Annotated in this window: 9 protein-coding genes; 7 read left to right on the forward strand and 2 right to left on the reverse strand. The window is 67.6% G+C overall.

What is annotated here, in order from left to right; translation table 11 throughout:
• Positions 1-179 precede the first annotated feature (179 nt).
• The gene (locus AC5QAB_RS20895; RefSeq protein WP_495233601.1) at positions 180-1,094 is read left to right on the forward strand and encodes an IS110-like element ISStma6 family transposase; all 915 of its coding nucleotides are present in this window, start codon (positions 180-182) and stop codon (positions 1,092-1,094) included.
• An 11-nt stretch (positions 1,095-1,105) separates the two neighbouring features.
• Here AC5QAB_RS20895 and AC5QAB_RS20900 read toward each other — a convergent pair whose 3' ends face one another.
• Positions 1,106-1,969, reverse strand: a complete 864-nt coding sequence (locus AC5QAB_RS20900; RefSeq protein ID WP_495233602.1) for a TolB family protein — start codon at positions 1,967-1,969, stop codon at positions 1,106-1,108.
• Positions 1,970-2,017: 48 nt separating this feature from the next.
• On the opposite strand from AC5QAB_RS20900, the gene aroE reads away from it, so the two are divergent.
• From aroE to dinG, 3 genes are all read left to right on the forward strand, one after another.
• Positions 2,018-2,863 (forward strand): shikimate dehydrogenase, encoded by an 846-nt coding sequence (gene aroE, locus AC5QAB_RS20905; protein ID WP_032959067.1) that lies wholly within the window; start codon positions 2,018-2,020, stop codon positions 2,861-2,863.
• A 3-nt stretch (positions 2,864-2,866) separates the two neighbouring features.
• Positions 2,867-3,220 carry a hypothetical protein gene (locus AC5QAB_RS20910; RefSeq protein WP_495233603.1) on the forward strand — a complete coding sequence of 118 codons (354 nt, stop codon included), beginning with the start codon at positions 2,867-2,869 and terminating at the stop codon, positions 3,218-3,220.
• A gap of 167 nt (positions 3,221-3,387) precedes the next feature.
• On the forward strand, positions 3,388-5,490 hold the full coding sequence (gene dinG, locus AC5QAB_RS20915) for an ATP-dependent DNA helicase DinG (protein ID WP_049404916.1): 2,103 nt from the start codon (positions 3,388-3,390) through the stop codon (positions 5,488-5,490).
• A 105-nt stretch (positions 5,491-5,595) separates the two neighbouring features.
• Here the strand turns inward: dinG and ilvD are convergent, their stop codons facing one another.
• Complete coding sequence (ilvD, locus tag AC5QAB_RS20920) at positions 5,596-7,434, reverse strand: dihydroxy-acid dehydratase (protein ID WP_495233604.1); 1,839 nt, start codon at positions 7,432-7,434, stop codon at positions 5,596-5,598.
• Between the two features lie 409 nt (positions 7,435-7,843).
• Between ilvD and AC5QAB_RS20925 the strand changes: the two genes are divergently transcribed.
• The 3 genes from AC5QAB_RS20925 (at position 7,844) to AC5QAB_RS20935 (ending at position 10,252) form a co-directional block, all read left to right on the forward strand.
• Complete coding sequence (locus tag AC5QAB_RS20925; RefSeq protein ID WP_005420172.1) at positions 7,844-8,416, forward strand: DUF1190 domain-containing protein; 573 nt, start codon at positions 7,844-7,846, stop codon at positions 8,414-8,416.
• A gap of 7 nt (positions 8,417-8,423) precedes the next feature.
• Entirely contained in the window at positions 8,424-9,602 is a 1,179-nt protein-coding gene (locus AC5QAB_RS20930) for a glutathionylspermidine synthase family protein (RefSeq protein ID WP_481479511.1), read from the forward strand.
• A 230-nt stretch (positions 9,603-9,832) separates the two neighbouring features.
• Positions 9,833-10,252, forward strand: a complete 420-nt coding sequence (locus tag AC5QAB_RS20935; protein ID WP_329856827.1) for a hypothetical protein — start codon at positions 9,833-9,835, stop codon at positions 10,250-10,252.
• Positions 10,253-10,624: the final 372 nt, after the last annotated feature.

The following is a 10,624-nucleotide window of genomic DNA, read 5'->3' on the forward strand; positions in this document are numbered from 1 at the left end:
CCGAGAGCCCGGCGTGGGCGACCGTGTGGATCCAGGTCTTGCGACCGAGAAGTAGCTTGGGTCCCCACGCCGGATTCTCCCTGAACCGCCCGAACAGTTGGTTGAGTTGGCGCTCGAACTGATAAGACTGGGCAAGCGGGGGAGAGCTCTCGACCCTGTCAGCCTAGCGGAGTTCTGTCATGTTTGGGATCGGGATCGATGTGAGCAAAGCCACGCTGGATGTGGCCGTCCATGGAGAGCAGTTTCGCCAATTCAGCAACGACAAGCGCGGCTTTGTGCGCTTGATTCGGTGGCTGAAGACGTGGCCGATCAAGCAGGTCGTTCTTGAGGCAAGCGGGGGCTACGAGCGTGCTGCTCTGGATGTATTGCACGCCGCCGGCCTGCCGATGGTGCGAATCAATCCGGCGCGTGCACGGCGATTTGCCCAAGGCACGGGCCGTGCCGCCAAGACCGATCGGCTCGATGCGACAGTGCTGGCGCAGATGGCCCATTTGTTACCGCTGACCCGCTACGTACCGCCTGCCCCTCGGCAGCAGCGTCTGGCTGAATTTGCGCAATGCCGCAGGCATCTGGTGCAGATGCGGGTCGGTGAGATGCAGCGCTTGCGGCGATTGGTCGATCCGGATCTGATTGCGATGAAGCAACGCCATATAGCCCAGCTATCTGACGACCTGAAGCAACTGGATAAAGCTATTGCCGAGCAGCTTGAGGGACAGCCTGGCTGGAAGAATATCGGCGCGCTCAAAGGCGTCGGCCCCATCCTGATCAGCACACTGGCCTGCGAGTTGCCCGAACTGGGCAGCTTGGGAAGCAAAGCCATAGCATCGCTGGTGGGGTTGGCCCCGATGAACCGCGAAAGTGGCACCTGGCAGGGCCAACGGCGGATCAGTGGTGGGCGCGCAGTGGTACGCGAAGCCCTTTACATGGCGGCCCTGACGGCCATCCGGTACGAGCCAAGACTGCGCGCGTTTTACGCTGGCCTGAAGGCCAAGGGCAAAGCGAGCAAGGTGGCGCTCGTAGCGGTCATGCGCAAAATGCTGGTGATCCTCAACGCCCGTAAGCGGGACGCCGAGGTGGCCCTCGGCTGCCCCTGACAAGACAGTTGCTACCGCGCGCACCCGGCCACCGCCGCCACCTTCGGCACCGCCAACCGGTACACGTCCACGCCACCGGCACGCGGCGCCTTCGCTGCACTGCTGGCCACCATCATCTCGCCCGGCTTGGCGTTGTCGACCACCGGCGCACCGGTCCAGCCGCCGGCCTGGTTGAACGACAGCCCCAGCGGCTGCAGCGCTACACCGCTCCACGCACAGCCGCTGCTCCAGACCTGCGCGGTACTGCCGTTGCCGCGGCTGAACACCACGGCGCCGTCCTGGCCCAGCCAGTCGCCGTCGGTCTCGTCGTCGGCGCTGTTCAACGCGCTCAGTGCGCTGGCCGGGCCGCGCAGGCCCTGCGCATCCAGCGTCGCCACGAACAGGTCCCAGCCGGCGCCACGGCCCTGCTGGCGGGCAAACAACAGCTGCTTGCCGTCCGCGCTCAGGGCCGGCCCGCGCTCTTCCCGGCGCCCGCCGTCACCGGCCAGCGGCTGCGCCGGGCCCAGCCGGCCGTCGGCGGCCAACGCGGCGCGGTACAGCGCCAGCGCGCCCTCGCGGCCGGCCGCGAACAGCAGCCAGCGGCCGTCACGGCTGAAGTAGGGATCGCGGGCTTCACCGGCCACGCCTACCAGCAGCGCCTGTGCCTGTTGCCAGCGACCGTCCACCACGCGTGCCTGCCACAGGCCCCAGCCGGCCTCGCCGCGGCGGGCGAAGACGATGCGCTGGCCATCGGCGCTGATCGTGGCGCGGCCTTCGTCGGCGCGGGTCGAGACCACGCCCATGCCTTCGATGCCGTACTCGTTCAACGCCATCGCCACGGGGGCAGAGAGTAGACTGGCGGCGAGCACCAGCAGGGGCGGGGTGATGCGCATCATCCGGTTCCGAGCACGAAAGAGCATCAGTCTAGCCAGCTTGAGGATTCCATGACCGACCGTTACGCCGTCTTCGGACACCCCGTTGCCCACTCGAAGTCGCCGCAGATCCACGCGACGTTCGGTCGCCAGGAAGGCATCGCCATCGACTACCGCGCGATCGACCTGGCCCCGGATGCGTTCCTGGCCGGACTGGAGGCCTTCGCCGCCGAGGGCGGTGTCGGCGCCAACGTCACCCTGCCGCACAAGGAAGCCGCGTTCTCGGTGTGCACCACGCTGACTGCGCGCGCGCGCCGCGCCGGCTCGGTCAACACGCTGTTGCGCAAGGGCGACCGCTGGCACGGCGACACCACCGATGGCATCGGCCTGGTGCGCGACCTGACCGACCGCCACGGCCTGGACCTGCGCGGCCGCCGCGTGCTGATGATCGGCGCCGGTGGCTCGGCGCGCAGCGTCGCCCCGGCGCTGCTCGATGCCGGCATCACCGAACTGGTGGTGGTCAACCGCACGCCGGAGCGCGCCGACGAACTGATCGACGCGATGGGCGAGCCCGGCCGTGCGATCAGCCGCTACTGGGAAGACCTGCGCGACCTCGGCGACTTCGAACTGATCGTCAATGCCACCTCGGCTGGCCGCGACCGCGACGTCGAGTTCAAGCTGCCGCTGTCGCTGGTCAATTCGATGACCACTGCCGTCGACCTGAACTACGGCGAGGCGGCCATCGCCTTCCTGGCCTGGGCCCGTGCGGCGCAGTGCCGCAATACCGTCGACGGCCTGGGCATGCTGGTCGAGCAGGCCGCCGAGAGCTTCCTGCAGTGGCACGGCGTGCGCCCGCAGACCGGCGAGGTCTACCAGTCGCTGCGCCAGGGCTCGGCCGTGCTGGCCGGCGAGGACTGACCGATGGACAGCACAACCCTGATGGTGACCGTGCTGAGCATGGTCGGCGTGCGCCTGCCGGTGCTGATCGCGCTGTGCGTCGGCCTGGTCTGGGTGGTCGGTGCGCCGCGCGATGCCACCCGCACCGGCGCGCTGGTCGGCCTGCTGCTGTTGCTGCTGTCCAGCCTGGGTGGCCTGGCGGCGGGCATGCTGCCGATGTGGCTGGTCAGCAGTGGCAACTTCAGCGCCATCTCGGGCATGAGCGCCATCTTCGGCGTGGTGCACTTCGCGCTGGCGATGGTCGAGGCCGTCGGCGTGGTGCTGCTGGTGTGGGCGCTGGTGCGCCTGCTGCGTAGCCGTCCCGCCCCGGTCGCCTGAGCGCTGGCGCCGGGCCACGCCCGGCGTGTTTCGCCCCTGTGCGGCGCGGGCTTCGGACCGTGCGCGCCGGCGGGCGTCGTCGCTGGCTCGTTCAGGGTGCCAGCAACAGTGAACGCGGCCGGCCATGCGACAATGACCGGCCTGATCCAGCTACGGTAGTTCCCGGCGTGACCGAAACCGTCGCCGCTCCGCGCACGCTCGATGACACCTTGAAGGACGCGATCCGCAAGGCGTACACGACGCTGCAGGCCAATACCCCCGGCTTCTCCACCCGTCGCTCGCAGAGCCAGATGATCGGCGTGGTGTCGCGCGCGCTGTCGAAAAGCGGTGGCGTCGGCGTGGTCGAGGCGCCGACCGGCGTCGGCAAGAGCCTGGGCTACCTCACCGCAGGCGTGCCGATCGCACTGGCCACCAAGAAGAAGCTGGTGATCAGCACCGGCACCGTGGCGCTGCAGTCGCAGCTGGTCGAGCGCGATATCCCGAATTTCCTGAAGGCCACCGGCCTGGAAGCGACCGTGGCGCTGGCCAAGGGACGCACCCGCTACCTGTGCACGCGCAATGCCGCCGAGGCGCAGGGCGAGGGCTCGCAGGGCGGCATGTTCGAGGATGACGCGCCACTGTTCGACCGGCCGCTGGCGCCGATCGAGATGGACATCGCCAAACGCCTGACCGACGCCTTCACCAGCGGCAGCTGGGATGGCGATATCGACAATGCGCCGGAGACCATCAGTCCCGGCCTGCGCAGCCGCATCACCACGCCGGCCTCGGGTTGTGCCGGGCGACGCTGCGCCTATTCGGCGCAGTGCGCGGTGCTGCGCTCGCGCAATACGGTGCGCGACGCACAGATCGTGGTCACCAACCACGCGCTGCTGCTGTCGGCGCTGTCGATCGGTGACAGCGACAACGGCCAGCCGTTGATCGCGCCACCCTCGGACATGCTGCTGGTGCTGGACGAAGGCCATCACATCGGCAACGTGGCGATCGACCAGGGCGCGGCCAGCCTCGCGCTGGACGAGATGGCCAAGCGCACCGGCCGCCTGCAGATCTTGATCGCCGGTGCCTACCGCGCGGTCGACAAGGACCGGCTCGGCAACCTGCTGCCCAACGAAGCGATCGAAGTCGCCAGCAACGTGGCCAAGCAGCTGCGCGCGTTCCGTGATCACATCGAGCGGGTGTGGATGCCGGCGCCGGCGGACGAAGAGCCGATGTGGCGCGCGGCCAATGGACGCCTGCCCGAGGCTTGGCGCGAGCCGATCGAGGCACTGGCCGACGATACCCGCAGCCTCTACAACTGGGCGCATGCGGCCACCACGCAGGTGGCCAAGGGCAAGCCGGACGATGCCGCGCGCGAGCGCCTGCAGCGCAACCTGGGCATGGCGCTGGAGATGATCGAGCAGCAGTACAACCTGTGGCAGGCGTGGCGCCGCGAAGACAAGGACGGCGCGCCGCCGATGGCGCGCTGGGTGACTGCCACCCGCGATGGCGACTTGGTGCTGCACGGTTCGCCGGTGTCGGCCGCGCACGTGCTGCGCAAGCTGCTGTGGGATGAAGTGGACTCGGTGGTGATGACCTCGGCGACGCTGACCGGCGGTGGCGACTTCCAGGCGCTGGCGATCGACAACGGCATTCCTGAAGAGGCCGAGATGGTCTCGCTGTCGTCGCCGTTCGACCTGCCCAACCAGGCCGAACTGATCGTGCCGAAGTTCCCGGTCACGCCGGACGACCGCGAAGGCCACCCGCGCGAAGTGGCGCGCTACCTGGACACCGAACTGGACTGGGCCAAGGGCTCGATGGTGCTGTTCACCTCGCGCTGGAAGATGGAGAAGGTGGCCGGGCTGATGCCGGCCGCGCGCCGCAAGCAGGTGCTGGTGCAGGGCGAGATGTCCAAGACCCGGCTGATCGAGGAACACCTGCGGCGTGTCGAGGCAGGCGAGGGCTCGGTGCTGTTCGGCCTGAACTCGTTCGGCGAGGGCCTCGACCTGCCCGGCGAGGCCTGCACCACGGTGGTGATCACCCAGGTGCCGTTCGCCGTGCCGACCGACCCGCAGACCGCCACCCTCAGCGAGTGGTTCGAGGGACGCGGGCTCAACGCGTTCAACCTGATCGCCATTCCGCATGCGCTGCGCACGCTGACCCAGTTCGCCGGCCGCCTGATCCGCACCTCCACCGACACCGGCCGCGTGGTCATTCTTGATTCGCGGCTGCTGACCCGCCGCTACGGCAAGCGCATCATCGACGCGCTGCCGCCGTTCAAGCGCGTGATCGGCTGAAAAAAGGGGACGGAGGGGATTAAGTCGTTTGAGGCACAAACGACTTAATCCCCTCCGTCCCCTTTTCCCAGATGGCGGCCAGCGGCCGGCACTACCGGATCGGCATCAATCGCCGAGCAGGGCGGTGTTGCGTACGGCGCCCTTGTCGGCGCTGGTGGCCAGCAAAGCGTAGGCCTTCAACGCGCTGGTAACCTTGCGCGGGCGTGGCGCGCGCGGTTTCCAGCCACGCGCGTCGGCGTCGGCGCGGCGCTGGGCCAGCGTGGCCTCATCCAGCAGCAGGTCGATGCGGCGGGCCGGGATGTCGATGCGGATGCGGTCGCCGTTCTCCACCAGACCGATGACACCGCCGCTGGCGGCTTCCGGCGAGACGTGGCCGATCGACAGGCCCGAGGTGCCGCCGGAGAAGCGGCCATCAGTGAGCAGCGCGCACTGCTTGCCCAGTCCCTTCGACTTCAGGTAGCTGGTCGGGTAGAGCATTTCCTGCATGCCGGGGCCGCCCTTCGGCCCTTCGTAGCGGATCACCACTACCTCACCCGGTTGCACCTCGTCGGCGAGGATGCCGGCGACGGCCGCGTCCTGGCTTTCATAGACACGCGCGGGGCCTTCGAACACGTGGATCGATTCGTCCACGCCGGCGGTCTTCACCACGCAGCCATCCACGGCCAGATTGCCACGCAGCACGGCGAGGCCGCCTTCCAGTGAGTACGCATGCTGCAGCGAGCGGATGCAGCCCTCGGCGCGGTCCATGTCCAGGGTCGGCCAGCGCGTGGCCTGGCTGAAGGCCTCCTGGGTGGGGATGCCGGCCGGGCCGGCCTTGAAGAAGGCATGCAGGGTGTCGTTGTCACTGCGCACCACGTCCCAGCGTTCCAGCGCGTCGGCCAGGCTGGCGCTGTGCACGGTCGGCACCGTGGTATCGAGCAGGCCGGCGCGGTCCAGCTCACCGAGGATGCCGAACACGCCGCCGGCACGGTGCACGTCCTCGATGTGGTACTTCGGCGTGTTCGGCGCCACCTTGCACAGCTGTGGCACGCGCCGCGACAGCGCGTCGATGTGGGTCAGGTCGAAGTCGACCTCCGCCTCCTGTGCGGCGGCCAGCAGATGCAGGATGGTATTGGTGGAGCCGCCCATGGCGATGTCCAGGGTCATCGCATTGGCGAACGCGGCCTGGGTGGCGATGCCGCGCGGCAGTACGCTGGGGTCTTCGCCGCCATACCAGCGATGGCAGAGTTCGACGATCAGGCGGCCGGCGCGGCGGAACAGCGCCTCACGGTCGGCGTGGGTGGCCAGCGTGGTGCCGTTGCCGGGCAGCGACAGGCCCAGCGCCTCGGTCAGGCAGTTCATCGAGTTGGCGGTGAACATGCCCGAGCAGGAACCGCAGGTGGGGCAGGCGCTGCGCTCGAACGCGGCGACTTTCTCGTCGGAGGCGCTGTCATCGGCGGCCACCACCATCGCATCGACCAGATCCAGCTTGTGCTCGGACAGCCTGGTCTTGCCCGCTTCCATCGGCCCGCCGGAGACGAACACCACCGGGATGTTCAGGCGCAGCGCGGCCATCAGCATGCCGGGGGTGATCTTGTCGCAGTTGCTGATGCACACCAGCGCGTCGGCGCAGTGCGCGTTGACCATGTACTCCACGGCGTCGGCGATGATCTCGCGGCTGGGCAGCGAATACAGCATGCCGTCGTGGCCCATCGCGATGCCGTCGTCCACGGCGATGGTGTTGAATTCCTTGGCGACACCGCCGACCTGTTCGATCTCGCGCGCGACCAGCTGGCCGAGATCCTTCAGGTGCACGTGGCCGGGCACGAACTGGGTGAAGGAGTTGGCGATGGCGATGATCGGCTTGTGGAAGTCGCCGTCCTTCATGCCGGTGGCGCGCCACAGGGCGCGGGCGCCGGCCATGTTGCGACCGGCGGTGGAGGTGCGGGAACGGTATTCGGGCATGGCGGGCGGAACGGGCGGGCCGTACGACGTGGGGGGCAGCCGATCATGGCCAATTTTTTCGGTTGCTGCTGCAACCACCTTCACCGCTTGCAGCGGCTTGGCGGTCCGCGCATTTCCCCTTATCCCCGCGCCTTCGGCGCGCCCCCCTTGAACAACAAGGGGGCTTCTTGCCGGAGACTTGGCTGAGCGCGCCGGGCATGACCGGGCGCCGCGGGATGTGTGCCAACCAAGGTTGGCACCTACCAGAGCGGTGCGTCGCCTGGGGTCGGATCCCATCGCGGCGCGATGGGCTCTGACCCCAATGCCGACGAAAATGAAAGTCCGTTCATCTTTCGCACTTTGCCGATTCCGGTTGCTGGCCCGGATTTGGCATCATTGGGGCATTGATCCGTCGACAGGGCATGAGGCCATGAAACGTTCCCGCACCACCGCGCTGCTGCTGATGAGCGCCGCGCCGCTGCTGTTCACCGCCTGCCAGAAGGAGCCGGAGGTGAAGGTGCAGGAAGGCCTGTATACCTCGGTGGAGGCCTGCACCGAGGCCACCGGCGATCCGTCGTCGTGCCGCAATGCGTTCGCCGAAGCGCAGAAGCAGGCCGCCGATGCGGCGCCGAAGTACGCCAGCAAGGAAGCCTGCGAGAAGGACTACAAGCCGGAGCAGTGCGTGCAGCAGCACACCTCGGCCGGTACCTCGTTCATCGGCCCGATGATGATGGGCTTCTTCATGTCGCAGATGCTGAGCAACCGCGGCGGCCTCGCTCCGCAGGCGCCGGCGTCGGCACCGGCCTACCAGGACAAGAATGCGGGTTGGGCGCGCCCGGCACCGGGTGGCACCGGTGGCCTGAACACCGCCAGCGGCATCGGTGCCGGCAAGGCCGGCCTGGCGCCGGTCACCAGCGAGCCGAACCGTGCGGTCACTGCCAGCCGTGGTGGCTTCGGCAACACCAGCGCACGCCGTAGCACCAGCGGCAGCTACGGCGGCTGATCGACCCATGCAGCGCATCCGGATTGCCGAGCGTGCCCAGTGGCGGGCGCGCGCGGAAGAGGCGGGTTTCCGCTTCCACACCATCGACGGCCAGCCGTACTGGGATGAAAGCGCGTATTACGCCTTCACCCTGCGCCAGATCGAACAGGACATCGAAGACCCCAGCGCCGAGCTGCACCAGATGGCGCTGGATCTGGTCGGTGATGTCATCGGCAGCGAACGCTTGATGGACCAGCTGGCGATTCCGTCGCACTACCGCGACTGGATCGCCGACAGCTGGCGCCAGCGCCAGCCGCACCTCTATGGCCGCCTGGACCTGGCCTACGACGGTACCGGCCCGGCCAAGCTATACGAATTGAACTACGACACGCCGACCTCGCTGTTCGAAGCCAGCTTCTTCCAGTGGCAGTGGCTGGAAGACCAGCGCAATGCCGGTCGCCTGCCGCAGCATGCCGACCAGTTCAACGCGATCCACGAAGCGCTGGTCGAGCGTTTCGGCGAACTCGCCACGCAGCTGCCGCCGCCGCTGTACTTCAGCGCGGTCGGCAGTTCGGAGGAAGACCGTGGCACGGTCGAGTACCTGCGTGACTGCGCATCCCAGGCCGGCCTGCATGGCCAGGCCATCGCCATCGAGGACATCGGCCTGTCCGAGGACGGCCGCTTCACCGCGCTGGATGATTCGGTGATCGGCACGCTGTTCAAGCTGTATCCGCTGGAAGACCTGATGGCCGAGGAATTCGGCCGCGCGCTGCCCGGTTCGGGCGTGCAGTTGCTGGAACCGGCCTGGAAGGCGGTGCTGAGCAACAAGGGCATCCTGCCGCTGCTGTGGCAGCGCAACGTGGGCCATCCGAACCTGCTGGAAGCGCATTTCGATGACGGCAGCACGCTGGCGTCGGGCTGGGTGCGCAAACCGCTGTTCTCGCGCGAAGGCGCCAACATCGAGATGCACCTGGCCGATGGCAGCACCCAGCGCAGCGACGGTCCCTACGACGGCCCGGCGATCATCCAGCGTGCGCATCCTCTCACCCGCTTCGAAGGCGGCTATCCGCTGATCGGCAGTTGGGTGATCGGTGACCATGCCTGCGGCATCGGCATCCGCGAGGATGACAGCGCGATCACTCGCGACAGTGCGCGCTTCGTGCCACACGCGATCGTCGACGAGGCGCCGACGCGGATCTACGTCTGATGACGGTGCGGCGCCCCCAAGGTCGACGAGGACGAGTGACGCCGGTGGCAGGGCGACATTTTGATGATGGTCGTGGTCTTCGGTCGTTCTCCGACCGGGTCGCGGTGCGCTGCCATCGTTGTGATACGCCTGGCTGGGTGGTTACCAGCAAGATTTGCTGCAGGACGTCAGCACGGTTCCGCTGCACCGGTTGCAGTGCGTCCCTGGATGGCTCGGATTGGGTCGGTGCGATGCGCATGCAGGGACATCGACCGTGCGGCTACTGTGGTCATCAATGGCTGTGCGTCAATCGGCACATTGCATCGGGTATACCCGCACCGACCACTTTTCCTGCTCGCTGTGAGCAGTGTGGACGAACCAGTGATGTTTCGGTCACGGCTTCCCCGCTGCGCGAAGCAGAGGCTGCTGATCCGCATTTCGGACTGCCGTTGCGCTTGGTCGAACCGACTCGCGCAGGCTTGCTCTGGGCCTACAACGCCGAGCACCTTCAGGCATTGCATGACTATGCGGTATCGACGCTGCGCGAGCGCGGCGCTGTACACAATGGATCCATGTTTTCGCGCCTGCCGCAGTGGATGAAGCTGGCCCGCAACCGGGTGTTGCTGCAGCGTGCGGTGGAGCGGTTGCAGCGGCGGTTGTTGCAGGGGTAGTGCCGGCCGCTGGCCGGCAACCGGTTTTGGTAGATGCCGACCCTGGTCGGCGCTGTGGATTTCGTGCCAACCAAGGTTGGCACCTACCAGGGCGATGCATCGGTTGCCGCAGGGGTAGTGCCGGCCGCTGGCCGGTAACCGCCGTTGGTAGATACCGACCTTGGTCGGCGCTGTGGATTTCGTGCCAACCAAGGTTGGCACCTGCCAGGGCGATGCATCGGTTGCCGCAGGGGTAGTGCCGGCCGCTGGCCGGTAACCGGTTTTGGTAGATGCCGACCTTGGTCGGCGCTGTGGATTTCGTGCCAACCAAGGTTGGCACCTACCAGGGCGATGCATCGGTTGTTGCAGGGGTAGTGCCGGCCGCTGGCCGGC

The sequence above is a fragment of the Stenotrophomonas sp. YJH_SMC_127 genome (assembly GCF_059372445.1).

What these genes read in the sequence shown, in the direction of transcription:
- AC5QAB_RS20925 (WP_005420172.1), top strand. Translation starts at nt 7,844, where the DNA reads ATGAAACGTTCCCGCACCACCGCGCTGCTGCTGATGAGCGCCGCGCCG.
- AC5QAB_RS20900 (WP_495233602.1), bottom strand. Translation starts at nt 1,969, where the DNA reads ATGATGCGCATCACCCCGCCCCTGCTGGTGCTCGCCGCCAGTCTACTC.
- ilvD (WP_495233604.1), bottom strand. Translation starts at nt 7,434, where the DNA reads ATGCCCGAATACCGTTCCCGCACCTCCACCGCCGGTCGCAACATGGCC.
- AC5QAB_RS20930 (WP_481479511.1), top strand. Translation starts at nt 8,424, where the DNA reads ATGCAGCGCATCCGGATTGCCGAGCGTGCCCAGTGGCGGGCGCGCGCG.
- AC5QAB_RS20895 (WP_495233601.1), top strand. Translation starts at nt 180, where the DNA reads ATGTTTGGGATCGGGATCGATGTGAGCAAAGCCACGCTGGATGTGGCC.
- aroE (WP_032959067.1), top strand. Translation starts at nt 2,018, where the DNA reads ATGACCGACCGTTACGCCGTCTTCGGACACCCCGTTGCCCACTCGAAG.
- AC5QAB_RS20935 (WP_329856827.1), top strand. Translation starts at nt 9,833, where the DNA reads ATGCGCATGCAGGGACATCGACCGTGCGGCTACTGTGGTCATCAATGG.
- AC5QAB_RS20910 (WP_495233603.1), top strand. Translation starts at nt 2,867, where the DNA reads ATGGACAGCACAACCCTGATGGTGACCGTGCTGAGCATGGTCGGCGTG.